We start from the raw sequence: 25,514 nt of genomic DNA, 5'->3' as shown, positions 1-25,514 counted from the left end.
AGAAGCCCATGGCCACAGTACTCAGCCAATCGAGCGTCACGGCAGGCTGGCGCGACTACCTGGAGCTGACCAAGCCGAAGGTGGTGCTGCTGATGCTCATCACCTCGCTGGTAGGCATGTTCCTCGCCACCCGCGCCGGGGTGCCCTGGACGGTGCTGCTGTTCGGCAACCTCGGCATCGCCCTGTGCGCCGGGGGCGCGGCGGCGGTCAATCATGTGGTGGACCGTCGTATCGACGCGGTGATGGCGCGCACCCACAAGCGGCCACTGGCCGAGGGGCGGGTTTCACCCTTCGCCGCGCTGACCTTCGCCCTGGCGCTGAGCGTCGCCGGGCTGGCCCTGCTGCTGGTGTTCACCAATGCCCTGGCGGCCTGGCTGACGCTGGCCTCGCTGCTCGGCTATGCGGTGGTCTACACCGGCTTTCTCAAACGCGCCACGCCGCAGAACATCGTCATCGGTGGGCTGGCCGGCGCCGCGCCGCCGTTGCTGGGCTGGGTCGCGGTAACCGGGCAGGTCAGCGCCGAACCGCTGCTGCTGGTGCTGATCATCTTCGCCTGGACGCCACCGCACTTCTGGGCTCTGGCCATCCATCGCAAGGCCGAATACGCCAAGGTCAATATCCCCATGCTGCCGGTGACCCACGGCGAGCATTACACCAAGGTGCACATCCTGCTCTACACGGCGGTGCTGCTGGCGGTGAGCTTCATGCCCTATGCCATCCACATGAGCGGCCCGCTGTACCTGGCTGCCGCCGTCCTGTTGGGTGCGCGTTTCCTCTACTGGGCCGTCGTGCTGTACCGCGACAGCCGGCCCCATGCGGCGATCAGGACCTTCAAATTCAGCATCTGGTACCTGTTCGCCCTGTTCATTGCGCTGCTGGTTGATCATTATCTGCTGCTGAATATCTGAAGCCGCTCAACAAGGAAGCCCATGACTCGTATCCAGACCACCGTGTTCATCCTCGTCGCGTTGATCGCGCTGGTCATCGGGCTGACGGTCTACCGGGTGCTCGACAGCGAGCCCCAGGCCGATCCGACCCGGATGCTGGATGCCGGCATCATCCTGTTGCCGCAGAGCCGCACGGTGCCGGCGCTGAGCCTGACCAATCAGGATGGCGAGCCGGTCCAGGTGGATGAGCTGAAGGGCAAGTGGACCCTGTTGTTCTTCGGCTATACCTTCTGCCCGGATATCTGCCCGGCGACTCTGGCCGAGCTGCGCCAAGTGCGAAACGAGCTGCCCGAGACGGTGCGCGAGCGCATGCAGCCGGTGCTGGTCAGCGTCGATCCGCACCGCGACACGCCTGAGCAGCTCAAGCAGTATCTGGGCTTTTTCGGCGATGGCTTCACCGGGCTGACCGGCCCGCTGGACGATATCCAGACCCTGGCCAATGGCGTCGGCATACCCTTCATTCCCGGCGATACCAGCCGGGAAAACTACACCGTCGATCACAGCGGCAACCTGGTCATCATCGGCCCGGACGGTCGCCAGCGCGGCTTTATCCGCGCGCCGCTGAAAGTGCAGAAGCTGAAGGCAGAATTGCCGGGGCTACTGACCCAGACACAGTAGAAGCCGCCCGCTCCGAAACTAAACCCCTACTCGTAGGGCCGAACCTTGTTCGGCCATTGCCGGTTCGTGGCCGAATGAATTCGGCCCTGCGCCATGAACGACGAACCCCGCACGCGGCGGGGTTCGTCGTCAGACCAAGAGCAGATCAGAAGGCGGGAACGACCGCGCCCTGGTACTTCTCTTCGATGAACTGGCGAACCTCCTCGCTGTGCAGCGCGGCGGCGAGTTTCTGCATGGCCTCGCTGTCCTTGTTGTCCGGGCGGGCGACGAGGATGTTCACGTAGGGCGAATCGCTGCCTTCGATGACCAGTGCGTCCTCGGTGGGGTTGAGCTTGGCCTCCAGCGCGTAGTTGGTGTTGATCAGCGCCAGATCGACCTGGGTCAGCACGCGCGGCAAGGTCGCCGCTTCCAGTTCACGCACCTTGATGCGCTTGGGGTTGTCGGCGATGTCCTTCGGCGTGGCGGTGATGCCGGCGCCATCCTTGAGACTGATCACGCCTGCCTTGGCCAGCAGCAGCAACGCGCGACCGCCGTTGGTGGCGTCGTTGGGAATCACCACGTTGGCGCCGTTGGGCAGTTCGTCCAGCAACTTGTGCTTGCTGGAGTAGGCGCCGAAGGGCTCGATATGCACGCCCGCGACGCTGATCAGATCGGTGCCCTTGCCCTTGTTGAATTCATCGAGGTACGGCTGATGTTGGAAGAAGTTGGCGTCCAGACGCTTCTCGGCGACCTGGATATTGGGCTGCACATAGTCGGTGAAAACCTTCACGTTCAGCGTCACGCCCTGCTCGGCCAGTTTGGGTTTGACGAATTCCAGCAGCTCCGCATGGGGCACGGCGGTGGCGGCGACGTTCAGTTCGGCAGCCTGGGCGGAAAACGCCGCGACGGTGGCCAGGGCGGCAATCAGTTTTTTCATCGTTCGGTTCCTTCGGAGGTGAATGGGGTGCGAAGGTTCGCTCGCCCGGACAGGCTGTTGAAAAACTACCTGCGTTGGCAATACTGCGTTAAAAACAGGCTCGGACTGCTCATTTAGAACACTAAACTCCGCGTCCTCGCCTGTTTTTGCCTTGTCTTGCCTGCCTCGCCTACGTTTTTCAACAGCCTGCTAACTAGTTCATTTGCGCGAAAAATGGGTAACCAGCTTGTCGCCGACGCTCTGCAGGATCTGCACCAGCACCAGCAGCAGGACCACGGTGACGACCATCACATCGGTCTGGAAACGCTGGTAGCCAAAGCGGATCGCCAGGTCGCCCAGGCCACCGGCACCCACCACGCCGGCCATCGCAGTGTAGGACACCAGGGTGATGGCGGTGACGGTAATCGCAGCGATGATGCCCGGTCGCGCCTCGGGCAGCAATGCACTGAAGATGATTTGCCGCGTCGTCGCGCCCATCGCCTGGGTTGCCTCGATGATGCCGCGATCCACTTCGCGCAGGGCGGTTTCCACCAGCCGTGCGAAGAAGGGCGCGGCGCCCACCACCAGCGGCGGGATCGCCCCGGCCACGCCCAGCGAGGTGCCGGTCAGCAGCACGGTGAAGGGAATCATCACGATCAGCAGGATGATGAACGGCAGCGAGCGCAGCACGTTGACCACGAACGACAGCGCGGCATACAGCGGGCCGTTCTCGAACAGCTGGCGCGGGCCGCTGAGAAACAGCAGCACACCCAGCGGCAGGCCCAGCAGGATGGTGAACAGCAGCGAGCCGCCGAGCATCAGCAGAGTGTCCAGCGTCGCCAACCAGATCTCGTACCAGTCCACATTGGTAAACAAAGCGTCCATCAGCGCAGCACCTCCACATGAACATCGGCGCTATCGAAACGGGACAGGGCGGCCTCGATATCGCCGCCTACCAGGGCCAGGGTCAGTTGGCCGTAGGGGGTGTCCTTGATGCGGTCGATACGCCCGGACAGGATCGAGAAGTCCACGCCCGTCTCGCGTGCGACGCTGCCCAGCAGCGGCTGGTAGGTGGAGTCGCCCTGGAAGGTCAGGCGCAGGATACGTCCTGGTACATGGGCGAAGTCGTCACGCTGTTCGCCTTCATCCACGGCTTCGTCTTCGAGAACGAAACGCTGGGTGGTGGGATGTTGCGGATGCAGAAAGACATCCGTGACCGCGCCCTGCTCGACGATCGCCCCGCCGTCCATCACCGCCACGCGGTCGCAGACCCGGCGGATCACGTCCATCTCATGGGTGATCAGCACGATGGTGAGGTTCAGCTCGCGGTTGATTTCCCCCAGCAACTGCAGCACCTGCGCGGTGGTCTGCGGGTCGAGGGCGCTGGTGGCCTCGTCGCAGAGCAGGATGTCCGGTTCGGTGGCCAGCGCCCGGGCGATGCCGACGCGCTGCTTCTGCCCGCCGGACAGTTGCGCCGGGTATTTGCGCGCATGGTCCTCCAGGCCGACGCGCTGGAGCAGGGCGGCGACGCGGCGCTCGATCTCGCTTTTCGAGTAGCTGCCGGCCAGCCGCAGCGGCATGGCGACGTTGTCGGCGACCGTCTTGGACATCAGCAGATTGAAGTGCTGGAAGATCATCCCCACGCGCTGGCGGAAGCGCCGCAGGCCTTCGGCATCCAGCGCGGTGACCTCTACGCCGTTGACCAGAATGCGTCCGCCGGAAGGCTCTTCCAGGCGGTTGATCAGGCGCAGCAGGGTACTCTTGCCGGCGCCGGAATGGCCGATCAGGCCGAACACCTCGCCAGCGCTGATTTCCAGTCGGGTCGGTTGGAGCGCGGCGATATCGCGACCGGCAACCCGGTAGGTTTTATGGACGTCTTGGAATTCGATCACGGGCGAACCTGTAGGTGCGACGTTCGGAGCCGATGTTCGGCGAAAGGCGGGCATTCTACCTGCTTGGTGTTCAGGTCGCTCGTTTGTGCTGGTTCGATTGAAGGAATCTACTGCTTCCATAGGCAACACAAATCGTCGCAGTCGGCAACCTTGCCGGCCTTGGAAGGGTCATTAATCGGTACACCGTGAATTGATCACGTATCCAGCCGTTGTCGGATGATCGTTTGCGGTTCAGCCAGTTGCTAACCGAGGCCCATCATGACGAACACAACCCCCAAACAGAGCGAGCTGGCCGGCACCGATACGGTAGACCGCGCCAATCACAACGCCAAGCTCGATCAGCTGGAGCAGTTTCGCAGCGACGCCACCGGCGCAGCGTTGAGGACCAACCAGGGCGTGAAGATCGCCGACAACCAGAACACCCTCAAGGCCGGTGATCGAGGCCCCTCGTTGCTCGAAGACTTCATCATGCGCGAGAAGATCACCCACTTCGATCACGAGCGCATTCCCGAACGCATCGTCCATGCCCGCGGCGCGGCGGCCCATGGCGTGTTCACAAGCTACGGCGACCACAGCTGGCTGACCAAGGCCTCGTTCCTCGCCGCCGAGGGCAAGGAAACGCCGGTATTCGTGCGTTTCTCCACGGTGCAGGGCTCGCGCGGCTCGGCGGATACGGTGCGCGACGTGCGCGGTTTCGCCACCAAGTTCTACACCGACGAGGGCAACTTCGACCTGGTCGGCAACAACATGCCGGTGTTCTTCATCCAGGATGCGATCAAGTTCCCGGACTTCGTGCATGCGGTCAAACCCGAGCCGCACAACGAGATTCCCCAGGGCCAGTCGGCCCACGACACCTTCTGGGACTTCGTCTCGCTGACCCCGGAGTCGGCGCACATGGTGCTCTGGACCATGTCCGACCGCGCCATTCCGCGAAGCTACCGGGCGATGGAAGGCTTCGGCGTGCACACTTTCCGCCTGATCAATGCCGAGGGTGTCAGCCGCTTCGTCAAGTTCCACTGGAAGCCGGTGGCCGGTGCCTTTTCGCTGGTCTGGGACGAAACGCTGAAGATCGCTGGCAAGGACCCCGACTTCAACCGCCGCGACATGTGGGAATCCATCGAGATGGGCGACTACTTCGAGTGGGAGCTGGGTGTGCAGGTGGTGGAAGAGGCCGACGAACACAGCTTCGATTTCGACCTGCTCGATCCGACCAAGATCATTCCCGAGGAGCTGGTGCCGGTGCAGAAGCTCGGCAGGATGACGCTCAACCGTAACCCGGACAATTTCTTCGCCGAGACCGAGCAGGCCGCCTTTCACATCGGCCACATCGTGCCGGGCATCGACTTCAGCAACGACCCGCTGCTGCAGGGCCGGCTGTTCTCCTACACCGATACCCAGCTGTTGCGCCTGGGCGGACCGAACTTCCACGAGATCCCGATCAACCGACCGCTGTGCCCTTTCCACAACAACCAGCGTGATGCGTTTCATCGCCAGACGATCCACAAGGGGCGCGCCAACTACGAGCCCAACTCCATCGATAGCGGCTGGCCCAAGGAAACCCCGCCAGCGGCGCAGGATGGCGGCTTCGAGAGCTATCCCGAGCGGGTCGAAGGGCACAAGATCCGCAACCGCAGCGAATCCTTCGGTGATCACTTCTCCCAGGCCACGCTGTTCTTCAACAGCATGAGCGCGCCGGAAAAGGAACATATCATCGGTGCCTACACCTTCGAGCTGGGCAAGGTCGAGCGGGTGTTCATTCGCGAACGGCAGGTCAACGAAATACTCGCCAACATCGACCTGGAACTGGCCCGGCGGGTTGCCGAGAACCTCGGCCTGCCGGCACCGACGCAGCCCTCTGTGCCGAAGAAAGAGCCGACGCCGCCCAGCTCGCCGGCGCTGAGCCTGGCCAATCATGCGCCAGGCAACATCAAGTCGCGCAAGGTGGCGATTCTCGTGGCCAACGGTGTGGACGGCGCTGCCATCGATGTGTTCAAGGCCAAACTGGCCAAAGAGGGCGCCTTCGCCAAGCTGATCGGCCCGACGCCTGCGCCAGTGAAGACCGACGAGGGCAAGTTGTTGGTGGTCGATGCGGCCATGGACGGCATGCCGTCGGTCATGTTCGATGCGGTATTCGTGCCCGGCGGAGCCGATGCGGCGGCGGCCATGGCCCAGTCCGGCGAGGCCAGGCACTATCTGCTGGAAGCCTACAAGCACCTCAAGCCTGTCGTCATGCTGGGTGCGGCGCGACCGCTGCTGACGTCGTTGAACCTTGTGCCCGATGCCGGCCTGCTGGAGGGTGATGACGTGGATGCGGTGTTCGGCGCCTTCGCTCAGGCGCTCGGTCAGCACCGTGTCTGGGATCGCGAGGCGGCAGCCAAGGCGGTGCCGGCCTGATCGCGCTTCGCGGCAGGCGCCACAAGCACCTGCCGCGATTCCATCCTGCGGAGCTACAACCCCGTAGGGCCGAATTCATTCGGCCAGCGGAGCGCACGAATGGCCGAAATTGTTCGGCCCTACAAATCCGTGGATCACGCTTCAGCGATCCACCCATGGTCTCTGGCCATAATGCGTTTCAGCCGTTCTGCCCCTCGCGCCAATGCAGGTACAGCCGCAGGTCGAATTCGATCTGGCCGTAGCCGGGCAGCATGTGTTCGCAGAGTTTGTAGAAGGCGCGGTTGTGCTCGCGCTCGCGCAGGTGCGCCAGCTCATGGACGACGATCATCTGCAGGAATTCCGGTGCGGCTTCGCGAAACAGCGAGGCGACGCGGATCTCCTTCTTCGCCTTGAGCTTGCCACCCTGCACGCGTGATACCGCCGTATGCAGGCCCAGGGCGCGGTGGGTGAGGTCGAGGCGGTTGTCGTAGAGCACCTTGTCGATGGCCGGCGCGCTTTTCAGATGCGCCTGCCGGAGCTGCTGCACATAGCCGTACAGCGCCTTGTCGCTCTGCACCTGATGCCGTTCCGGGTAGCGCCGGGTCAGGTAATCGCCCAGACGATCCACGGCGATCAGCTGGCGTACCTGGGCGAGCAGCGGCTCCGGGTAGCCGCGCAGGTATTTCAGGTCGCTCATGGCTCAGGCGCGCTTCGGCCAGGCGAAGCTGAGCAGGAACAGCGCGGCGGCGCTGACCACGATGGACGGCCCGGCCGGGGTGTCCTCGAACCACGACAGCGCCAGCCCCAGGCACACCGCGACGATGCCCAAGAGGCTCGCGCCGAGGGCCATCTGCTCCGGGGTGCGGGCATGGCGCTGCGCGGCGGCGGCGGGGATGATCAGCAGGGAGGTGATCAGCAGCACGCCGACGATCTTCATCGCCACCGCGATGACCACGGCGATCAGCAGCATCAGCGCCAGGCGGATCGCCGCCACCGGCAGGCCCTCGACCCTGGCCAGTTCCTCGTGCACGGTGATCGCCAGCAGCGGTCGCCACAGCGGAATCAGCATCAGCAGCACCAGCGCGCTGCCGCCGACGATCCAGGCCAGGTCCGTTGGGCCGACCGCCAGCAGGTCGCCGAACAGATAGCCCATCAGGTCGATGCGCACGTCGTCCATGAAGCTCAGCGACACCAGGCCCAGCGACAGCGTGCTGTGGGCGAGGATGCCCAGCAGAGTGTCCGAGGCCAGCGGCTGGCGCTGCTGCAGTGTGACCAGCAGCAGGGCGAGCAGCACGCAGCCGACCGTCACCGCCAGGGTCAGGTTGACGTCCAGCATCAGCCCGAGGGCGACGCCGAACAGCGCGGCGTGGGACAGGGTGTCGCCGAAATAGGCCATGCGTCGCCAGACCACGAAGGAGCCGAGCGGGCCAGCCACCAGCGCCAGGGCGAGTCCGGCGAGCAGGGCGTTGAGAAGGAAGTCGGGCATGTCGATCAATGCTTGCAATTGGGGCCGTGGACGTGGGGTTTGCCGACCACCACGCTGCCATGCAGGTCGTGGCTGTGATCGTGCTGGTGGTGGTAGATCGCCAGGCTGCGTGCATCCTGGCCGAACAGCTCGACGAAGGCCGGGTCGCTGCTGACCTGCTCGGGATGCCCCGAACAGCAGACGTGGCGATTCAGGCAGACCACCTGGTCGGTAGCGCTCATCACCAGATGCAGGTCGTGGGACACCATCAGCACGCCGCAGCCATGGCGCTCGCGCAAGACGCCGATCAGCCGGTACAGCTCGGCCTGGCCGGCCACGTCGACGCCCTGCACCGGCTCGTCCAGTACCAGCAGCTGCGGTTCGCGCAGCAGGGCGCGGGCCAGCAGCACGCGCTGCATCTCGCCACCGGAAATCCGTTGCAGCGGGCTGTCGATGACATGCCCGGCGCCCACCTCTTCGAGTGCTGCCAGGGCACGGGTACGCTCCACGCCCGGCACCAGGCGCAGGAAACGCAGCACCGACAGCGGCAGGGTGGCGTCCACATGCAGCTTCTGCGGCATATAGCCGATGCGCAGTTTCGGTTGCCGCCAGACCTGGCCGCGATCGGGCTTGAGCAGGCCCAGCACCACGCGCACCAGGGTGGTCTTGCCGGCGCCGTTGGGGCCGATCAGGGTGACGATCTCGCCGCGATGCACCTGCAACTGCGCGCCTTCCAGCACGTTCTGGCTGGCGAAGCGCACGTGGATGTCCTCCAGCCGCAGCAATGCCTCGTTCATGCCGCGCGCCGGCAGGGTGCGCACAGGCCGACCACTTCCACGGTCTGGCCCTCGACGCTGAAATCCACCGTGCGCGCGGCGGCAACGATGGCCTCGGCAATCGCCGGCTGCTCCATCTCGATGGCGGTGTGGCAGTTGCGGCAGATGAGGAACTGGCCCTGGTGCGGATGCTCGGGACGGGTGCAGCCGATAAAGGCGTTGAGCGAGGCGATGCGATGCACCAGGCCGTTTTCCAAAAGGAAATCCAGCGCCCGGTAGACCGTCGGCGGCGCCGCACGGCGACCGTCCTGCTCGCTCAGCACGGCGAGGATGTCGTAGGCGCCAAGCGGTTTGTGGCTCTGCCAGACCAGTTCCAGCACGCGCTTGCGCAGGGCGGTCAGGCGCACGCCCTGGCGCGCGCAGAGCGTATCGGCTTCGGCCAGCGCATGGCTGACGCAGTGATCGTGATCGTGTGGCGTGCAGGCCAGCGGAGTTTTGGACATGGTCAGCGACGTCATAGTGGAGAGACGTTATTATGTACCAATTCACACCTGCGAGTGCTGCCCGTGATTCGTCTTTTCACCTTTCCCCTATTAGTAGCTGCGCTGGTTATCGGCGCAGCGCCCGCTCATGCCGAGATCCAGGTGCTGACCAGCATCAAGCCGCTGCAGCTGATTGCCGCCGCCGTGCAGGATGGCACCGGTGAGCCGGATGTTCTGCTCCCGGCCAATGCTTCGGCGCACCATTACGCGCTGCGCCCATCCGACGTGCGGCGTCTGCAGGAGGCCACGCTGCTCTACTGGATCGGCCCCGATCTGGAGAATTTCCTGCCGCGTGCGCTGAGCGGGCGCAAAGGTCCGAGCCTCGCCATACAGGAGCTGCCGGGGCTGACGCTGCGGCATTTCGGCGATGCCCATGACGATCAGCACGAGCATGCCGATCACGATCACGATCACGATCACGATCACGATCATGGGCCTGCGTATGCCGACGAGCATGACCACGACCATCGCCCTGGCAGTCTCGATGCCCATCTCTGGCTGCTGCCGGCCAATGCGCGGGTGATCGCCGAGCGCATGGCTGGTGATTTCGCTGCCGCCGACCCGGCCAATGCCGAACGCTACCGCTCGAACAGCGCGGCATTCGCCGAACGCCTCGCGGCGCTGGATCAGCGTCTCAAGCAGCGCCTTGCCGGCGTGCAGAGCAAACCCTTCTTCGTCTTCCACCAGGCCTACGATTACTTCGAAGCCGCCTATGGCCTGCGCCATACGGGCGTGTTCAGCGCCAGCGGCGAGGTGCAGCCGGGGGCGCGCCACGTCGCGGCCATGCGCCAGCGTCTGCAGCAGGCCGGCCCCAGCTGCGTATTCAGTGAACCCCCCGCCCGCCCGCGCCTGGCCGCAACCCTGACCAGCGGTCTGCCGGTGAAAATGGCCGAACTGGATGTGCTGGGCGTGGGTTTGCCGGTGGATGCCCAGGGCTACGAGCGGCTGGTCGAGGAACTGGGCACAACCCTGGCACAGTGCCTGGAGTCGCTCTGACAGGCTGTTTCGTGATCGCGCAGACCTGCGTGCCACTGATCCGGAATGCGTCATTTTCATGCGTACCTGTGGGGTAGATTGATAACCGTCAGGTGCCATTCTCGCCGGCATGGCATAAGCTTCGCGTTTCGATTTTTCCCATACGACACGAGGATGCGCAGCGCATGGCGAAGACGGGCGGGCCGGTCGCGGCAGAGAGCACAACCACTTCCAGCATTCCCCTGCAGGTGGCCTCCGAGGATATCTGGGCGCAGAAATACCGCCTTACCAGCAAGGATGGCGCGGCGGTCGATGCGGACGTAGACGCCACTTGGCAGCGGGTGGCACGGGCGCTGGCCGAAGTGGAAGCGCAGGATACGCGCGAACTCTGGTATCAGCAGTTCCTCTGGGCGCTGCGTAACGGCGCCATCCCGGCCGGGCGGATCATTTCCAACGCCGGCGCGCAGGACTACAAGCCGGCGACCTCGACCATCAACTGCACCGTGTCCGGCACCATCGACGACTCGATGGACGAGATTCTCGGCAAGGTCCACGAGGCCGGGCTGACGCTCAAGGCCGGCTGCGGCATCGGTTACGAATTCAGCACCCTGCGCCCGCGCGGCTCCTTCGTTTCGGGTGCCGGCGCGCATACCAGCGGGCCGCTGTCGTTCATGGATATCTTCGACAAGATGTGCTTCACCGTCAGCTCCGCCGGCGGTCGCCGTGGCGCGCAGATGGGCACCTTCGACGTCGGCCATCCGGACGTGCGCGAATTCATCCGCGCCAAGCGCGAGGATGGCCGCCTGCGCCAGTTCAACCTCAGCCTGCTGATCACCGACGAGTTCATGCAGGCGGTCGAAGCCGACGGCGACTGGCCGCTGATCTTCCCGCTGCACCTCAAGGAAAAGGCCGAGCTGGACCTGGATGACCCCGAGCAGGTGGTCTGGCGCGAATGGCCGACCCACGAAGGCTACATCGTTCGCGAGGACGGCCTGGTGGCCTGCAAGATCTATGGCCGGGTCAAGGCGCGGCACCTGTGGGACATGATCATGGTCTCCACCTACGACTACGCCGAGCCGGGCTTCATCCTCATCGACCGCGTCAACCAGTTGAACAACAACTGGTGGTGCGAGGCGATCCGGGCGACCAACCCCTGCGGCGAACAGCCGCTGCCGCCCTACGGCTCCTGCCTGCTGGGCTCGATCAACCTGACCCGCTTCGTCATCGACCCCTTCGGCGAAGATGCGCGCTTCGACTGGGACAAATACCGCGAGGTGGTGCGCCTGTTCACCCGCATGCTCGACAACGTCGTGGAAATCAACGGCCTGCCTCTGGCACGCCAGCGTCACGAGATCGAGCACAAGCGCCGCCACGGCATGGGCTTCCTTGGTCTCGGCTCGGCCCTGACTCTGCTCAAGCTGCGTTATGGCAGCCCGGAAGCCTGCGTGTTCACCGAAGAAGTCGCCCGCGAAATGGCTCTGGTCGGCTGGCAGGTGGCGCTTGAACTGTCCCGCGAGAAAGGCCCTGCGCCGCTGCTTGCCGAGTCCTTCGAAGTCACCGCCGAGATGCTGCGCAAGCGCCCGGAGATGAAGAAGGACGGCTACCAGGTCGGCGATCAGGTGCCGGGCCGTGTGCTGCACGCCAGGTATTCGCGCTACATGCAGAAGATCGCCGAATACGCGCCCGAGCTGATCGAGGCGCTGGCCGAACAGGGCGCGCGCTTCACTCACCACAGCTCCATCGCACCCACCGGCACCATCAGCCTGAGCCTGGCCAACAACGCCTCCAATGGCATCGAGCCGAGCTTCGCCCACCACTACTCGCGCAACCTGATCCGCGCAGGGCGCAAGGCCAAGGAAAAGATCGAGGTCTACAGCTACGAGCTGCTGGCCTACCGCACGCTGATCAACGAGCGCGCCAAGCCGGGCTCCCAGGAGCCGGGCGAGAAGCTGCCGGACTATTTCATCACTGCCGATGACATCACCCCGACGCAGCATGTCGATATCCAGGCCGCCGCGCAGAAATGGGTCGATTCGTCGATCTCCAAGACCGCCAACGTGCCCACCGACTACCCGTTCGAGGCGTTCAAGGATATTTACCGCTACGCCTGGCGCCAGGGCCTCAAGGGCTGCACCACCTTCCGCTTCAACCCGGCGGCCTTCCAGGGCGTGCTGGTCAAGGAAGCCGACCTGGAGAAGACCCTCTACCGCTTCACCCTCGAAGACGGCAGCGTGGTCGAGCTCAAGGGCAACCAGGAAGTGGAATACGACGGCGAGGTGAACAGCGCCGCCAACCTCTTCGACGCCCTCAAAGAAGGCTATTACGGCAAGTACTGAGCCGGCCCACCTGACGTTAGCCGGGCGGCCCGCCGCCCGGATGGAGAACACAATGACCGTAAAGATCACTCAGCGCATCAAGGGCTTCAAGGTCGTCGATGAAACCCTCGAACGCCCTATCGCGCCCGCCGAGCCGCAACCCGCTGGCAAGCCCGTGGTAGAGATGGACGAGAGCCTGCAGCGCCCGGAAACACTGATCGGCATGACCTACAAGATCAAGTCGCCGCTGTTCGAGCACGCGCTCTACGTCACCGTCAACGACATCGTGCTCAACGCCGGCACGCAGCACGAGCAGCGCCGCCCGTTCGAGATCTTCATCAATTCGAAGAACATGGACCACTTCCAGTGGATCGTTGCCCTCACCCGCATCATGTCGGCGGTGTTCCGCAAAGGCGGTGACTGCACCTTCCTGGTGGAAGAGTTGAAGGCGGTGTTCGACCCGCGTGGCGGTTACCTGAAGAAGGGCGGCGTCTACATGCCGTCCATCGTCGCCGAGATCGGCGGCGTGCTGGAGCGCCATCTGATCGCCATTGGCATGCTCGAAGGCCAGGCGCTGGACGAAACCCAGCTCAAGTACCTGGCCGAGAAGCGTGCCGCCTATGAAGCCAGCCAGGGCGCCGTGGCCCTTGAGCCGGGCGACGGCTTCCCCGCCGGCGCCCAGCTGTGCAACAAGTGCAGTACCCAGGCCGTGGTGCAGATGGACGGCTGCGCCACCTGCCTCAACTGCGGCAATTCCAAGTGCGGTTGAGCTAACGTCCAGACTCTCAGCGAGTCTGACCGCCCGCTCGTCGGGTCGATGAAGCGCGACCCGACCTACACAGCGCAGAGCCGACCGTTGTAGGTCGGATTAGCCGAAGGCGTAATCCGACGATCCGGTCTCGTAATCCGACGAGCAAAGCGCCGGCTCTCAGCGAGTCTGACCGCCCGCTCGTCGGGTCGGTGAAGCGTGACCCGACCTACACAGCGCAGAGCCGGCCTTTGTAGGTCGGATTAGCCGAAGGCGTAATCTGACGATCCGGTCTCGTAATACGACGAGCAAAGCGCGGCTCTCGGCGAGTCCGCCCGCCCGCTCGTCGGGTCGGTGAAGCGTGACCCGACCTACACAGCGCAGAGCCGGCCTTTGTAGGTCGGATTAGCCGAAGGCGTAATCCGACGATCCGGTCTCGTAATCCGACAAGCAAAGCGCGGCTCTCAGCGAGTCTGACCGCCCGTTCGTCGGGTCGGTGGAGCGTCGTGACCCGTAGGTTCAGCTCACCACGCGATAACAGGGCTCGTAGGGCCGTCCACCGGGCAATTTCATCCGGTGCTGTGCGACGAAGGCCTGCAACAGCGCGTCCAGCGGTTTCATGATCGCCGGGTCGCCATGGATTTCGTAGCGCCCGAACTGCTCGATACGGCGGATGCCCTTGTCCTTGACGTTGCCGGCGACGATTCCGGAAAAGGCCCGGCGCAGGTTGGCCGCCAGCTCATGGGGCGGTACCTCGCGGGTCAGTTGCAGGCTGGCCATGTTCTCGTGCGTGGGGTCGAAGGGGTGCTGGAAGCTTTCCTCGATCTTCAGCAGCCAGTTGAAATGGAAGGCGTCGTTGCGTTCGCGGCGGAAATTCTTCACCGCCTTCAGTCCTTCGACCATCTGCCTGGCCACTTCGGCCGGATTGTCGATGATGATCTGGTAGCGCTGCTGGGCCGCCTCGCCCAGGGTGGCGCCGACGAATTCGTGCAGTTGCTGCAGATAGGGTGCTGCTTCGCTCGGGCCGGTGAGAATGACCGGCAGGGGAATGTCCTGGTTGTCCGGGTGCAGCAGGATGCCGAGCAGATAGAGGAACTCCTCGGCGGTGCCGACGCCGCCGGGGAAGATGATGATGCCGTGGCCGACGCGGACGAAGGCCTCCAGGCGCTTCTCGATATCCGGCATGATCACCAGTTCGTTGACGATGGGGTTCGGCGCCTCGGCGGCGATGATCCCCGGCTCGGTCAGGCCCAGATAGCGCCCGCCGACCAGGCGTTGCTTGGCGTGGGCGATGGTGGCGCCTTTCATCGGGCCTTTCATCACGCCCGGCCCGCAGCCGGTGCAGATGTTCAGGTTGCGCAGGCCCAGTTCATGGCCGACGCGCTTGCTGTACTGGTATTCCTCGCTGCTGATCGAGTGTCCACCCCAGCATACGGCCATGTTCGGCTCGGCGCCGGGATGCAGGGTGCGGGCGTTGCGCAGCAGGTGGAAGACATAGTCGGTGATGCCCTGGGACGTGCTCAGATCGATGCGCGTGCTGCACAGCTCGTTTTCGGTGTAGACGATGTCGCGTAGTGCGCTGAACAGCATTTCGCGGGTGCTGGCGATCATATGGCCATCGACGAAGGCGTCGGCGGGCGCGTTGATCAGTTCCAGGCGCACGCCCCGGTCCTGCTGATGAATGCGCACCTCGAAGTCCTCATAGGCTTCGAGGATGGTCTTGGCATTGTCGATATGTGCGCCGGTATTGAGGATCGCCAGGGCGCATTGGCGGAACAGTGCATAGGTGCTGCCCGAGCCGGCTTCGCTCAGCTGCTGGACTTCCCGTTGCGACAGCGTTTCCAGGCTGCCCTTGGGGTGTACCGAGGCATCGATTACATAGCGTGAAGTCATTCGTGTTTCCCTGAAGACAATGCCACCGGCCCCGCAAGGGCACAGGTGCATCAGGATGGTGAGTGGTCAGCCTGACAAGCGTGAGGAATGGCCGAGGTGGCTCATCTTAACCGCACTCCTCGGGAGGACCACAAGCGGAGAGGACAGACGCCGGCGGCGGGGAAATGTTCCCTGCCTGTCAGAAGGCGAACGGCAATGCGCTGTGGAAATGCTGGCGCGCGCGCAGCAGGCGGTGGAACTCGTCGGGGTCCTTGACCAGCACCTGCTGGCCGGCAATCTGCTGGGCGGCGACCAGGCGTGAAAGCCAGAAACGCACGCAGGCCATGCGCAGCATCGGCTGCCAGAGCTCGGCCTCGACCGGGGTGAAGCGGCGCAGGGCGGAATAGGCCGCCAGCAGGGGCCGGCTGCGCGCTTCGTCGATTTCACCGTTGGGGTGCGAGCACCAGTCGTTCACCGCAATCGCCACGTCATAGAGCATCGGCCCCGAGCAGGCGTTGTAGAAGTCGACCACGCCGGTCAGGTGGCTGCCTTCGAAGAGCACGTTGTCGCGGAACAGGTCGGCATGCAGGTTGGCCCTGGGCAGGGTGCGGAACTTCGGCTTCAGCTCGGCGATTTCCGCCAGGCCATCGCGCAGCAGTGGCAGTTGCGTGTCGGGCAGGTTCAGCGCCAGGCTCGGCCCCTCCCGCTGCATCCAGTCCGGACCACGGTCGCTGGGGCGCTCCAGAATCCGCTCGCGGGTCGCCAGGTGGATGCGCGCCAGCAGGTGCCCGACTTCCGTGCAGTGCGCGGCATTCGGCGAGGTGACGTGCCGGCCCGGCAGGCGCGGTTGCAGCAATGCGGGCTTTTCCGCCAGCGTACCCAGCGCCACACCTTCGGCGGTGCGCACGGCATGGGGCACGGGGATGCGCGCCTGATGCAGCACGTCGAGCAGCTCGATGAAGAACGGCAGATCCTGCACTGGTCCACGCTCGATCAGCGTGAGGACGTATTCACCCCGCTCCAGGCTGACGAAGAAGTTGCTGTTCTCGGTGCCGGCAACGATGCCCTGGAAGTCGCGCAGGCGCCCCAGTTGGAAAGGCGCCAGAAAGGCTTCCAGTTCGTGCTGTTCAAGTGGCGTGAATACGGACATGGGGGGCCTTCCTCAATGACAGCGGGCGTTTACCAACGGAAGATCTCCCAGGCGGGAATCAGCATGTCCGGCTGGTCGGCGCGCACGAAATTGCTGTCGCCGTCGGCGCGCACCAAGAAGTAGGGCTTGCCGTGCTTGGGCGTGACTTTCACGGCGTAGAGGAAGCCATTGACGCGGTATTCCTCCACTGTGCGTTCGCCTTCCTGACGGATGGTGACGTCCGGATCGCCGTCCACCGATTCCTGGGCAAAGCCGACGAGCGGAACGGCTGCCAGCACACCGGCCAGCATCAGGTGTTTGAGAGCGCGCATGATAACCTTGTCCCTTTCCAGTGATTGGTCCTGCGCATTCTAGCCCCGAGGCCATCGAAAAGGTTGATCCCGCTCATGAGTCAAACGCCCCTGGTCCTGGTGGACGGTTCGTCCTACCTCTATCGCGCCTTCCATGCCCTGCCGCCGCTGACCACCTCCACCGGCAAGCCCACCGGCGCGGTGAAAGGCGTGCTGAACATGCTGCTGTCGCTGCGCCGGCAGTACCCGGACAGCCCGTTTGCGGTGGTCTTCGACGCCAAGGGGCCGACCTTTCGTGACGAGCTGTTCGCCGAATACAAATCCCACCGCCCGCCGATGCCCGACGACCTGCGCGGCCAGATCGAGCCGTTACATGCCAGCGTGCGTGCGCTGGGCCTGCCGCTGCTGTGTGTCGAAGGCGTCGAGGCCGACGATGTGATCGGCACCCTGGCGCGCCAGTGCGCAGCGCTGGGGCGCGACGTGGTGATTTCCACCGGCGACAAGGACATGGCGCAGCTGGTCTGCCCTCACGTCACTCTGGTCAACACCATGACCGGCAGCGTTTATGATGTGGCAGGCGTGCAGAACAAGTTCGGCGTCGGCCCCGAGCTGATCATCGACTTCCTTGCGCTGATGGGCGACAAGGTGGACAACATACCCGGCGTGCCCGGCGTCGGCGAGAAGACCGCCTGCGGCCTGCTCAACGGCATCGCCGGCGGGCTCAAGGGGCTTTACGACAACCTCGATGCGGTTGCGGCGTTGCCGATTCGCGGCGCCAAGTCGCTGGGTATCAAGCTTGCGGAACACCGCGAGGCGGCCTTCATGTCCTACGAGCTGGCGACCATCAAGCTCGACGTGCCGCTGGACGTGCAGGTGGCCGACCTGATGCCCGGCGAGCCGCATCGCGAGGCGCTGATCGCGCTCTACCGCGAGCTGGAGTTCAAGCAGTGGCTGGACGAGCTGTTGCGTGAAGCGAAAGCCGCTGAAAGCAATGAGGACACCTCGGAAGGGGCTTCGATTCAGGCCGAAGCCGAGTACGAGACGCTTCTCGCACAGGCCGACTTCGACCGCTGGCTGGCGCAGCTCAAGCGCGCCGAGCGCTTCGCCTTCGACACCGAAACCACCAGCATCGACGCGCAGAAGGCGCAGCTGGTGGGTCTGTCCTTCGCCATCGAGACCGGCAAGGCCGCTTACGTGCCGCTGTGCCACAGCTATATGGGTGTGCCGCAGCAGCTGGACCGCGACAGCGTGCTCGCCGCCCTCAAACCGCTGCTGGAAGACCCGGACCAGGGCAAGATCTGCCAGCACGGCAAGTACGACATGAACGTGCTCGCGCACTACGGTATCGAGATGCGCGGCCTGCGCTTCGACACCATGCTCGAATCCTACGTGCTGGACGCCACCGCCACCCGCCATGATATGGACAGCCTGGCGCTCAAGTACCTCGGTCGCGGCACCATCCGCTTCGAGGACATCGCCGGCAAGGGTGCCAAGCAGCTGACCTTCGACCAGATCGCCATCGAGCAGGCCGGCCCCTACGCCGCCGAAGATGCCGACGTCACCCTGCGCCTGCACCAGACGCTGCTGGAAAAGCTCGAAGCCACGCCTTCGCTGCTCAAGGTATTGAACGAAATCGAAATGCCGCTGGTGCCGGTGCTGGCGCGTATCGAGCGTAGCGGCGCTCTGGTCGATGCCCAGTTGCTGGGCCAGCAGAGCGTCGAGCTGGGTGAAAAGCTGGTGCAGCTCGAACGCGAAGCCTTCGATATCGCCGGCGAGGAATTCAACCTCGGCTCGCCCAAGCAGCTGTGCGCCATTCTTTATGAAAAGCTCGGTTGCCCGGTGCTGTCGAAAACCGCTGGCGGCCAGCCTTCCACCGCCGAAAGCGTGCTGGCGGAACTGGCCGAGCGTGACTACCCGCTGCCCAAGGTGATCATGCAGCACCGCAGCCTGAGCAAGCTCAAGGGCACCTATACCGACAAGCTGCCGCAGCAGATCAACCCGCGCACCGGGCGCATCCACACCAGCTATCACCAGGCGGTCACCGCCACTGGCCGGTTGTCTTCCAGTGACCCGAACCTGCAGAACATCCCGATCCGTACCGCCGAGGGCCGGCGTATCCGCCAGGCCTTCGTCGCCGCGCCCGGCTACAAGTTGCTGGCGGCGGACTACTCGCAGATCGAGTTGCGCATCATGGCCCACCTGGCCCAGGACGAAGGCCTGCTGCACGCCTTCCGCAACGGTCTGGATGTACACCGCGCCACTGCCGCCGAGGTGTTCGGCGTGCCGCTGGATGAGGTCAGTGCGGAGCAGCGGCGCCGCGCCAAGGCGATCAACTTCGGCCTGATCTACGGCATGAGCGCCTTCGGCCTGGCCAAGCAGATCGACGTCGCCCGCGGTGAAGCCCAGGCCTATATCGACCGCTACTTCGCCCGTTACCCCGGCGTGCTGGCCTACATGGAGCGCACCCGCGCCCAGGCTGCCGAGCAGGGTTATGTCGAGACGCTGTTCGGACGCCGCCTGTACCTGCCCGAGATCAACTCGAAGAACGGCGCCATGCGCAAGGGTGCCGAGCGCACCGCGATCAACGCGCCGATGCAGGGCACCGCAGCGGATATCATCAAGCGCGCCATGATCACCGTGGACGCCTGGCTGCAACAGAGCGGGCTGGATGCGCGGGTGATCCTGCAGGTGCACGATGAACTGGTGCTGGAGGTGCGCGAAGACCTGATCGAGCAGGTGCGCGAGGCGCTTTGCCCGCTGATGAGCCATGCCGCTGAACTGGATGTACCGCTGCTGGTGGAGACGGGTGTAGGTGGCAACTGGGACGAGGCGCACTGACGCGCCTCGTTTGTGTAACGGCGCGAATATTTTTCGTGGCGCATTGAACTTCGGGCCGGACAGTCGAGTCCTAGGCTACGAAGGGTGTGAAAGCTCTTCGATGCTCCTTGTTGTGTTAAGTGTTGGCAGATCTTCGGACCCCGCCCTAGCGGTCCGGATTCAACCTCGAACTTCCCCCTCCCCCAATGAAGTTCGAGGTTTTTTTTCGCCCAGAGAAAAACACCCGCTGGGGCATGGACTCGTCTCTGAAACTGATAAGTGCTGCCGGTAGAAATCCGCTATTGAGAAGCGTTATCATTCCTCTCGCCAACCTGCGGGAGGCTCCATGGCAGCCGACAGTCTCATCCGGCAACAATACATACAGCGGCTCTATGTCGAGCATCAGGGCTGGCTGAATGGCTGGTTGCGGCGCCAGCTGGGCTGCAGTCAGAACGCCGCCGATCTGGCGCAGGATACTTTCGTCCGGCTGCTGGGCAAGGATCAGGACATGGCCGCCATCCGCGAGCCACGGGCCTATCTGCACACCATTGCCAAGGGGCTGCTGATCAATCACTGGCGTCGCCGGCAGGTGGAGCAGGCCTATCTCGATGCCCTGATGCTGCAACCGGAGGCGGTCGCGCCTTCGCCCGAATCCCAGGCGCTGATCGTGGAAACCTTGCTGCGAATCGACGCGATGTTGGCCCGCCTGCCCTCGAAAGTGACAACGGCGTTTCTCATGTCCCAGCTGCATGGCATGAAGTACGCTGCCATTGCGGTGGAGCTTGGCGTCTCCGAGCGCATGGTCAAGAAGTACATGGCGCAGGCGATGCTGCACTGCCTGCTGTTGGCGGAAGAGCCATGAACGCCGATTACCGGGTCTTGCAGGAGGCGGCACACTGGTTCGCGGTGCTGCAGTCGGGCTCCGCCAGTGCGGCGGACCGGCAGGCCTGGCACGCCTGGTTGCGGGAGCCGCAACATGCACTGGCCTGGCAACGGGTCGAGCGCATCAGCGGACAATTCCAGCCACTGGCCGATGACCGGGCCGGGCGGGCAGCCAGCCGTCTGTTGCAACAACGTCAGCCCAACCGAAGGCAGGCGCTGAAGATGCTCTCGCTGGTGGGTGGCGGCGCGCTGGCGCTGTCTACGGGCCTGGGCGGGTGGCAGGAGTGGTCGGCTGATCAACGCACCGCCGTCGGCGAAGTCCGCGACCTGCGCCTGGCGGATGGCTCGCAACTGTGGCTGAACACCTACAGCGCCGTGGATGTGTCTTTCGACCGGCATGTCCGACAGCTTTCCCTGTTGCGCGGCGAGTTGCTGCTCGATACGCCTGAGGAACGGCGTCCCTTGCTGCTGCGCACGGCAGAAGGCCGCGTACAGGCACGCCAGCAGGCACGCTTCGCGGTGCGGCAACATCCGGGGCTGACCCAGCTCGACGTCTTTGCCGGTATGGTTGAAATCCAGCCGACCCGCTTCGGCGCGCCGCAAACCATTGCCTCAGGACAACAAGCCACCTTCGGCATCGACTTCATTCGACCGGCGCAACCCGCTCAGGCGGCCAGCCAGGCATGGGCCAACGGCGTGCTGCTGGCCGACAATCAGCGCCTGGAAGACTTCGTCGCCGAACTGGGCCGCTATCGCCGTGGCTATATCGGTTGCGATCCACGCATCGCCGATCTGCGTGTGGTGGGCGCGTTTCCGCTGGCGGATACCGAGCGGGTGCTGGATGCGCTGGAAAGCACCTTGCCGCTGCGCATCAACCGGCGCATGCCCTGGTGGATCAGCCTTGAACCCTCGGGGCGAACAGGCGACGTCTGAGTTCGACCTTAACGCGAATAAAAAATATTCCTGTTCGGGTTCCCTTTTTGTGAGCTGGGCGGGCATAGGGTCACTGACCGTGAATTTGCCCTCCGCAAAAAGGATCACTCATGCCCTTCCAAGACCGCCCGTATCACCGTTCGCGTCCCCTGGCGCAGGCCATTCGCGCCGCGCTGTTCTGCCTGCCACTGGCGACCCTCGTCGCTACGCCTGCCGCGTTAGCGCAGTTCGCCGCCAGCGAGCAATCGGTTCGCAGTTATGAAATTCCCGCAGGCCCGCTGTCCAGCGCCCTCAGCCGCTTCGCCGGTGAGGCGGGCGTCATGCTTTCTGTGGATGGCGCCTTGCTCGAAGGCCGCCAGTCGCGCGGTTTGAGCGGGCAATACGGTGTGGACGAAGGCTTCGCCGCGTTGCTGCAGGGCAGCGGTCTGCAAGCGCTACGCAATGGGCAGGGCACCTATTCGCTGGTGCCGCGTGCTGAACAGGCCAGTACGGTTGAACTCAAGCCGATGGTGGTCGAAGGCTTCGCTCTGGGTAACGCCCTGGGCGCGATGGAAGGCTACAACGCCAGCCACAGTAGCGTGGCGACCAAGACCAGCATGCCGCTGGTGGAAACCTCGCAGAGCGTCTCGGTGGTGACCCGCCAGCAGATGGATGACCAGGGCTCGCTCACGGTTGCCCAGGCCCTGCGCTACACGCCAGGAGTGATGAGCAGCCCCTACGGCGCCACCAGCCGCTACGACTATGTGGCCATGCGCGGTTTCAACGATGGCTCGGTGGATAACCTCTATCTCGATGGCCTCAAGGTCATGGGGGATGCCGGCACTTACAGCACCATGCAGATCGATCCCTATCTGCTGGAGCGTATCGATGTGCTGAAGGGGCCTTCGTCGGTGCTGTATGGCCGCAGCCTCCCCGGCGGGCTGGTGGCGATGACCAGCAAGCAGCCGACCCGCGAGCCATACCGCCAGATCCAGGCGACGGTCGGTAGCAACAGGCAGAAGGCCATCGGCGTCGATCTGGGCGGCCCTCTGGATGAGCAGGGGCAGCTTTCCTATCGCCTGGTCGGCCTGGCTGACCGGAGCGATACCCAGTACGACCACGTCGAATCGGAGCGTTATGCGCTGGCGCCGTCTGTGCGTATGGCGTTTTCCGAGGACACCGCGCTGACGCTGCAAGCCTATATGCAACACGACCCTGAAAGCGGCTATCACGGTGGCTTGCCTGCCGAAGGCACGCTCTATCGGCGCAACGGGCGTTATCTCTCCGATGGTTTCTTCGAAGGCGAGCCCGATCACGAGAAATTCGAGCGCACCCAGCAGATGCTCGGCTACCAGTTCGAGCACCGCTTCGACGATACCTGGTCGATGCGGCAGAACTTCCGCTATCTGGATTCGCAGGTCGAGTCGGAACAGGTCTATGGCATGGGCTGGGTCGGGGATACCTCGGAACTGGCGCGCGCCTATACCGGTGCGGATGAGCGGCTGCACTCCTGGATCATCGACAATATGCTGCAGGCCGAATTCGACACCGGTGCGCTTCGCCACACCCTGATCACGGGTATCGATTACCAGCGCGGAAAAGCGAAGGTGGCCTATTACGGCGCGGCTGTCGCCAACCTCGATGCCTTCGACCCGGTCTACGGCGCACCGGTGGCGCCCGGCGCGCCCTTCGCCCAGACCCGTCGACTGGAACAGACGGGCCTGTATATGCAGGATCTGATCGAGCTCGACCGCTGGCGTTTCTCCCTGGGCCTGCGTCAGGACTGGGTCGAGACCGAGGTGGAAACGGCAGGTGCGAGCGTCTCTTCGGCCAAGGATTCCAATCAGCTGACGTCCCGCGCCGGCGTTCTGTACCTGTTCGACAATGGTGTGGCGCCCTATCTCAGCTATTCGGAATCGTTCAACCCGAACTCGACCGCCGACGCCAATGGCGTTCCGCTCGAACCGACTGAGGGCACCCAGTGGGAGTTGGGCATCAAGTACCAGCCGGCAGGCAGCGACGACCTGTATACCGCCGCACTGTTCCACATCGAGCAGGAAAACCTCGCCTCCAAGCTGCCTGACGAGAACTTCTTCCGCCCGGTCGGGGCCGTTCGTTCGCAAGGTCTGGAGCTTGAAGCCCGTCTGCAACTGACCGACAGCCTGCGCCTGCTGGGCAGCTACACCTTCACTGATATCGAATACTCGAAGTCGGTGTTCAGCGCCTTGGACAGCACCCTGGATAACAAGGGCAACACCCCGACCCAATCCGTGCGTCACATGGCCTCCCTCTGGGCGGATTACCGTTTCATCGGTGATCGCCTGGAAGGGCTGAGCACCGGCGCGGGCATCCGCTATGTCGGCAAGAGCTGGGCCGATGCCGAGAACACGCAACGTATTCCGTCCTATACGCTCTTCGATGCCTCCATCGGCTATGACCTTGCCAAAGTGGGCCTGCCGGGTATGGATGTCCGCTTGAACGCCAACAACCTCACCGACAAAAGGTACGTGGCGGCCTGCGGCAGCAGCCTGAACTACTGCTATCTGGGTGAGGAGCGCAATGTCACCGCAACGGTCAGCTACGAATTCTGATCGATAACCAGCCGCCGGCCTGCACGGGCCGGCGGCTTCGTGCTTTCTGAAATACGGATAACCGACGATGCGTTCCATCCTCGTGCTCCTGCACCGCTACATCGGCCTGGCCACTGCGCTGTTCCTGTTTCTGGCGGGCATCACTGGCAGCATCCTGGCCTTTCATCACGAGCTGGACGAGTGGCTGAATCCCGAGTTCTACCACACCACCAGCGAGGGCCCGGTGCTGGCGCCGGGCGATCTGGTCGAGCGGATCGAGGCGGCCAATCCGCGCATGCAGGTCTGGTACATGGAGTTCCCCGACGAGCCGGGCCATGCCGCGCTGATGGCGCTGGTGCCACGCAAGGACCCCGCGACCGGCAAGTCTTTCGATATCAGGCCCGTGGTGCATTACCTCGACGCGGTGACCGGCGCGCCGGTCGGCACGCGCTACTGGGGCGAGTGCTGTTTCTCGCGCAAGAACTTCGTGCCCTTCATGCTCGAGTTTCACTACAACCTGTCTCTGCCGGGCAACTGGGGGCTGTGGCTGATGGGCATCGTGGCGATCGCCTGGGTGCTCGACTGCTTCGTTTCGCTGCTGCTGACCTTTCCCCGCGGACGGCCCTTCTTCGGCAAGTGGTGGACGTCGTGGAAGATCAAGCGCCAGCGCATGAATCATGACGTGCACCGCGCTGGCGGCCTGTGGCTGTGGCTGCTGCTCACCCCGGTAGCGGTGAGCAGCGTGGCCATGAACCTGCCCGAGCAGGTGTTCAAGCCGGTGGTGTCGCTGGTATCCAAGGTAGAGCCGAGCGTCTACGAGGCGCGCGGCAGGCTGCCCAAGAACGAGCTGGGCACTACCGCCTACGATTTCCACCAGGCCTACGCCTACGCCATGCAGCATGCGGCCGACCTTGGCCTGAGCGAGCCCATCGGCGAGCTGTACTACAGCTTCGAATACAACTTCTACGGCGCCGGCTTCGGCGATCACGACAGCAACCAGGGCAATGCCTGGCTGTTCTTCCACGGTACCGATGGGACCCGGTTGCTGGGTCAGGAAATACCGGGGCAAGGCACCCTGGGCCAGCAGTTCCACATGCTGCAGCCGGCGATCCATGGTGGGCGTATTCTCGGGATGCCGGGGCGGATCCTGATCGCGGTGCTGGGCGTGGCGATAGCCGTGCTGTCAGTGACGGGTGTGGTGATCTGGTGGCGCAAGCTGCGTGCGAGGAGGGCGGCAGCGTTCAGGCGCGAGGCAGAGTGGGTGGTGTGATTGAGAGGTGCGTGTCGGGTTCGCCTTCGGATCGTCGGATTGCGCCTTCGGCTAATTCGACCTACAAATGCCGCGGCTTCGTAGATACCGTCTTGCCCCTCACTTCGCAATAGCGAGTTCGGGGTTGAACGGTTCGCCGGATTTCAACACGCCATAGGCGATACAGAGCAATTTACGCATCGCCGCGCAGACGATCTGTTTGCCG

General features: G+C 64.1%; 21 protein-coding genes and 1 pseudogene. 11 read left to right on the top strand and 11 right to left on the bottom strand.

Annotated features, from left to right (window positions below):
- Positions 1–8 precede the first annotated feature (8 nt).
- Positions 9–908: a heme o synthase gene (cyoE, locus tag G7020_RS13290; protein ID WP_181085148.1), complete on the top strand. Its 900-nt coding sequence runs from the start codon at positions 9–11 to the stop codon at positions 906–908.
- 21 nt (positions 909–929) lie between these two features.
- Positions 930–1,565 (top strand): SCO family protein, encoded by a 636-nt coding sequence (locus tag G7020_RS13285; RefSeq protein WP_181085146.1) that lies wholly within the window; start codon positions 930–932, stop codon positions 1,563–1,565.
- A gap of 145 nt (positions 1,566–1,710) precedes the next feature.
- On the opposite strand, the gene G7020_RS13280 is transcribed toward G7020_RS13285, so the two are convergent.
- The 3 genes from G7020_RS13280 to G7020_RS13270 all read right to left on the bottom strand — a co-directional run bounded on the left by G7020_RS13280 (position 1,711) and on the right by G7020_RS13270 (position 4,352).
- Positions 1,711–2,481 carry a MetQ/NlpA family ABC transporter substrate-binding protein gene (locus G7020_RS13280; protein WP_181085144.1) on the bottom strand — a complete coding sequence of 257 codons (771 nt, stop codon included), beginning with the start codon at positions 2,479–2,481 and terminating at the stop codon, positions 1,711–1,713.
- Positions 2,482–2,679: 198 nt separating this feature from the next.
- Positions 2,680–3,345, bottom strand: a complete 666-nt coding sequence (locus G7020_RS13275) for a methionine ABC transporter permease (protein ID WP_181085142.1) — start codon at positions 3,343–3,345, stop codon at positions 2,680–2,682.
- On the bottom strand, positions 3,345–4,352 hold the full coding sequence (locus G7020_RS13270; protein ID WP_181085140.1) for an ATP-binding cassette domain-containing protein: 1,008 nt from the start codon (positions 4,350–4,352) through the stop codon (positions 3,345–3,347). Before G7020_RS13270 ends, G7020_RS13275 begins: the two co-directional genes overlap by 1 nt.
- 258 nt (positions 4,353–4,610) lie before the next feature.
- Here G7020_RS13270 and katE point away from each other — a divergent pair, with 258 nt between their 5' ends.
- On the top strand, positions 4,611–6,746 hold the full coding sequence (katE, locus tag G7020_RS13265; RefSeq protein WP_181085138.1) for a catalase HPII: 2,136 nt from the start codon (positions 4,611–4,613) through the stop codon (positions 6,744–6,746).
- A gap of 178 nt (positions 6,747–6,924) precedes the next feature.
- Here the strand turns inward: katE and G7020_RS13260 are convergent, their stop codons facing one another.
- From G7020_RS13260 to zur, 4 genes are read right to left on the bottom strand one after another with little or no spacing between them, the layout of a single operon-like run.
- Complete coding sequence (locus G7020_RS13260; protein WP_181085136.1) at positions 6,925–7,422, bottom strand: YgjP-like metallopeptidase domain-containing protein; 498 nt, start codon at positions 7,420–7,422, stop codon at positions 6,925–6,927.
- A 3-nt stretch (positions 7,423–7,425) separates the two neighbouring features.
- The gene (gene znuB / locus G7020_RS13255; protein WP_181085134.1) at positions 7,426–8,211 is read right to left on the bottom strand and encodes a zinc ABC transporter permease subunit ZnuB; all 786 of its coding nucleotides are present in this window, start codon (positions 8,209–8,211) and stop codon (positions 7,426–7,428) included.
- 5 nt (positions 8,212–8,216) lie between these two features.
- Complete coding sequence (gene znuC / locus G7020_RS13250; protein WP_181085132.1) at positions 8,217–8,987, bottom strand: zinc ABC transporter ATP-binding protein ZnuC; 771 nt, start codon at positions 8,985–8,987, stop codon at positions 8,217–8,219.
- A complete protein-coding gene (gene zur / locus G7020_RS13245; RefSeq protein WP_181085130.1) occupies positions 8,984–9,469 on the bottom strand; it encodes a zinc uptake transcriptional repressor Zur in 486 nt (161 codons plus the stop codon). Before zur ends, znuC begins: the two co-directional genes overlap by 4 nt.
- Before the next feature lie 63 nt (positions 9,470–9,532).
- On the opposite strand from zur, the gene znuA reads away from it, so the two are divergent.
- From znuA to G7020_RS13230, 3 genes are all read left to right on the top strand, one after another.
- Positions 9,533–10,504, top strand: coding sequence for a zinc ABC transporter substrate-binding protein ZnuA (gene znuA, locus G7020_RS13240; protein WP_181085128.1), 972 nt, complete (start codon positions 9,533–9,535; stop codon positions 10,502–10,504).
- 164 nt (positions 10,505–10,668) lie between these two features.
- The gene (locus tag G7020_RS13235; RefSeq protein WP_181085126.1) at positions 10,669–12,819 is read left to right on the top strand and encodes an adenosylcobalamin-dependent ribonucleoside-diphosphate reductase; all 2,151 of its coding nucleotides are present in this window, start codon (positions 10,669–10,671) and stop codon (positions 12,817–12,819) included.
- Between the two features lie 52 nt (positions 12,820–12,871).
- Positions 12,872–13,567 carry an NrdJb gene (locus G7020_RS13230; RefSeq protein ID WP_181085125.1) on the top strand — a complete coding sequence of 232 codons (696 nt, stop codon included), beginning with the start codon at positions 12,872–12,874 and terminating at the stop codon, positions 13,565–13,567.
- Between the two features lie 498 nt (positions 13,568–14,065).
- Here the strand turns inward: G7020_RS13230 and ppnN are convergent, their stop codons facing one another.
- From ppnN to G7020_RS13215, 3 genes are all read right to left on the bottom strand, one after another.
- Positions 14,066–15,439 carry a nucleotide 5'-monophosphate nucleosidase PpnN gene (ppnN, locus tag G7020_RS13225; RefSeq protein ID WP_181085123.1) on the bottom strand — a complete coding sequence of 458 codons (1,374 nt, stop codon included), beginning with the start codon at positions 15,437–15,439 and terminating at the stop codon, positions 14,066–14,068.
- Between the two features lie 178 nt (positions 15,440–15,617).
- Positions 15,618–16,568 (bottom strand): homoserine kinase, encoded by a 951-nt coding sequence (locus G7020_RS13220; protein WP_181085121.1) that lies wholly within the window; start codon positions 16,566–16,568, stop codon positions 15,618–15,620.
- Positions 16,569–16,597: 29 nt separating this feature from the next.
- The gene (locus tag G7020_RS13215; RefSeq protein WP_181085119.1) at positions 16,598–16,879 is read right to left on the bottom strand and encodes a DUF2782 domain-containing protein; all 282 of its coding nucleotides are present in this window, start codon (positions 16,877–16,879) and stop codon (positions 16,598–16,600) included.
- A gap of 75 nt (positions 16,880–16,954) precedes the next feature.
- On the opposite strand from G7020_RS13215, the gene polA reads away from it, so the two are divergent.
- The 5 genes from polA (at position 16,955) to G7020_RS13190 (ending at position 25,309) form a co-directional block, all read left to right on the top strand.
- Positions 16,955–19,696, top strand: coding sequence for a DNA polymerase I (gene polA / locus G7020_RS13210; RefSeq protein WP_181085117.1), 2,742 nt, complete (start codon positions 16,955–16,957; stop codon positions 19,694–19,696).
- A 325-nt stretch (positions 19,697–20,021) separates the two neighbouring features.
- Complete coding sequence (locus tag G7020_RS13205; RefSeq protein ID WP_181085115.1) at positions 20,022–20,537, top strand: sigma-70 family RNA polymerase sigma factor; 516 nt, start codon at positions 20,022–20,024, stop codon at positions 20,535–20,537.
- The gene (locus G7020_RS13200; RefSeq protein WP_181085113.1) at positions 20,534–21,490 is read left to right on the top strand and encodes a FecR domain-containing protein; all 957 of its coding nucleotides are present in this window, start codon (positions 20,534–20,536) and stop codon (positions 21,488–21,490) included. Before G7020_RS13205 ends, G7020_RS13200 begins: the two co-directional genes overlap by 4 nt.
- A gap of 110 nt (positions 21,491–21,600) precedes the next feature.
- Positions 21,601–24,060, top strand: coding sequence for a TonB-dependent siderophore receptor (locus G7020_RS13195; RefSeq protein WP_181085111.1), 2,460 nt, complete (start codon positions 21,601–21,603; stop codon positions 24,058–24,060).
- A 67-nt stretch (positions 24,061–24,127) separates the two neighbouring features.
- Positions 24,128–25,309, top strand: coding sequence for a PepSY-associated TM helix domain-containing protein (locus G7020_RS13190; protein WP_181085109.1), 1,182 nt, complete (start codon positions 24,128–24,130; stop codon positions 25,307–25,309).
- Between the two features lie 99 nt (positions 25,310–25,408).
- Here the strand turns inward: G7020_RS13190 and G7020_RS24070 are convergent.
- A pseudogene (locus G7020_RS24070) lies at positions 25,409–25,514 on the bottom strand (IS110 family transposase); the annotation flags it as partial.

The sequence above is a fragment of the Stutzerimonas stutzeri genome, assembly GCF_013522825.1.
Lineage (GTDB): Bacteria > Pseudomonadota > Gammaproteobacteria > Pseudomonadales > Pseudomonadaceae > Stutzerimonas > Stutzerimonas stutzeri_AK.
Note: the sequence above shows the minus strand (reverse complement) of the source record. Positions and strands in the feature narration are given on the sequence as shown.

Excerpts from the sequence above, each read along its gene's own strand:
- cyoE (WP_181085148.1), top strand. The coding sequence starts at position 9 with ATGGCCACAGTACTCAGCCAATCGAGCGTCACGGCAGGCTGGCGCGAC.
- G7020_RS13285 (WP_181085146.1), top strand. The coding sequence starts at position 930 with ATGACTCGTATCCAGACCACCGTGTTCATCCTCGTCGCGTTGATCGCG.
- G7020_RS13280 (WP_181085144.1), bottom strand. The coding sequence starts at position 2,481 with ATGAAAAAACTGATTGCCGCCCTGGCCACCGTCGCGGCGTTTTCCGCC.
- G7020_RS13275 (WP_181085142.1), bottom strand. The coding sequence starts at position 3,345 with ATGGACGCTTTGTTTACCAATGTGGACTGGTACGAGATCTGGTTGGCG.
- katE (WP_181085138.1), top strand. The coding sequence starts at position 4,611 with ATGACGAACACAACCCCCAAACAGAGCGAGCTGGCCGGCACCGATACG.
- G7020_RS13260 (WP_181085136.1), bottom strand. The coding sequence starts at position 7,422 with ATGAGCGACCTGAAATACCTGCGCGGCTACCCGGAGCCGCTGCTCGCC.
- znuB (WP_181085134.1), bottom strand. The coding sequence starts at position 8,211 with ATGCCCGACTTCCTTCTCAACGCCCTGCTCGCCGGACTCGCCCTGGCG.
- znuC (WP_181085132.1), bottom strand. The coding sequence starts at position 8,987 with ATGAACGAGGCATTGCTGCGGCTGGAGGACATCCACGTGCGCTTCGCC.
- zur (WP_181085130.1), bottom strand. The coding sequence starts at position 9,469 with ATGTCCAAAACTCCGCTGGCCTGCACGCCACACGATCACGATCACTGC.
- G7020_RS13235 (WP_181085126.1), top strand. The coding sequence starts at position 10,669 with ATGGCGAAGACGGGCGGGCCGGTCGCGGCAGAGAGCACAACCACTTCC.
- G7020_RS13230 (WP_181085125.1), top strand. The coding sequence starts at position 12,872 with ATGACCGTAAAGATCACTCAGCGCATCAAGGGCTTCAAGGTCGTCGAT.
- ppnN (WP_181085123.1), bottom strand. The coding sequence starts at position 15,439 with ATGACTTCACGCTATGTAATCGATGCCTCGGTACACCCCAAGGGCAGC.
- G7020_RS13220 (WP_181085121.1), bottom strand. The coding sequence starts at position 16,568 with ATGTCCGTATTCACGCCACTTGAACAGCACGAACTGGAAGCCTTTCTG.
- G7020_RS13215 (WP_181085119.1), bottom strand. The coding sequence starts at position 16,879 with ATGCGCGCTCTCAAACACCTGATGCTGGCCGGTGTGCTGGCAGCCGTT.
- polA (WP_181085117.1), top strand. The coding sequence starts at position 16,955 with ATGAGTCAAACGCCCCTGGTCCTGGTGGACGGTTCGTCCTACCTCTAT.
- G7020_RS13205 (WP_181085115.1), top strand. The coding sequence starts at position 20,022 with ATGGCAGCCGACAGTCTCATCCGGCAACAATACATACAGCGGCTCTAT.
- G7020_RS13200 (WP_181085113.1), top strand. The coding sequence starts at position 20,534 with ATGAACGCCGATTACCGGGTCTTGCAGGAGGCGGCACACTGGTTCGCG.
- G7020_RS13195 (WP_181085111.1), top strand. The coding sequence starts at position 21,601 with ATGCCCTTCCAAGACCGCCCGTATCACCGTTCGCGTCCCCTGGCGCAG.
- G7020_RS13190 (WP_181085109.1), top strand. The coding sequence starts at position 24,128 with ATGCGTTCCATCCTCGTGCTCCTGCACCGCTACATCGGCCTGGCCACT.